A 927-nucleotide genomic window follows, 5' to 3' on the forward strand; every position below is an offset into this window, starting at 1 on the left:
AAAAGCAGGGAGCGGGTTAATAACAATATTGAAATTCAAATCATCGTGTACACAAGAAGTTTTAGTATTAACAACTCTTACATATATGGTTTGATTGTTAGCCGTGTTTTCATACTTATTCTCATCTAAAGGAGTACTTCCCGATTGAGCATCAGCTAAACTACTATGGAATGTTACCTTATAATTCCCATGTTCTGATGTAGGGTAATTAGCTAAAATTTGTGGGATTTTATTTTTTAGTGTAATGTCTCCATTAATACCATTAGTGTCATCATTACTAGCATCTGATTGATTATCACAATCAATATAATTGAGAATATTCAAAGGAATATTAGGTTCAGGCATTATAACTAATTGTAATGTTGCAATTCCATATCTACAGCCCGTCGTTCTGTTTAATAAGCTAATATGTATAATTTCTGTAGCAGGATCGTCACTTAATAAATTAGCAGGGAAATTAGTGGTAGCAGGGTCATTTGAATAATTAGTTTTGGATAAAGGTAAGACACCATCTATAGCATTTTGTAGTGTTCTGTGATAAGAAACTTCAAATAAATTAGGATCTCTACCATTTAATATATCAGCATCTCTTTGAGATAAATCAATGTTTTGCGCTAATCTATTTCTTGGGTCACCATCACTAGGAGTAGCTACATCACAAACTTCCAAGTTAGGAATAGTATTGGCTATAGTAGGAAGAGGATTAATGATAATATCGAAAGTAACATGGTCGTTAAAACAACCAGTAGTATCATTTACCACTCTAACATAGATTGTTTCTCTATCTTTAGTTTGATTAGTATAATTTGTATCGTTAGGAATAGGATTATTTCCTGTATTAGCATCAGCAGCACTTGTATGGAAAGTTACAGTAAATCCGGTAGTTTGAGTAGGTCCTAAAATAGTATTAACTCTATCTCTTAAATT

Annotated in this window: 1 protein-coding gene; it reads right to left on the minus strand. The window is 32.0% G+C overall.

The genetic code is table 11. From position 1 onward, the window contains the following. A partial coding sequence (locus tag F7018_RS18655; protein WP_217701399.1) for a hypothetical protein occupies window positions 1-927 on the minus strand: 927 nt, incomplete at both ends.

The organism is Tenacibaculum aiptasiae, from assembly GCF_008806755.1.
Taxonomy (GTDB): Bacteria; Bacteroidota; Bacteroidia; order Flavobacteriales; family Flavobacteriaceae; genus Polaribacter; species Polaribacter aiptasiae.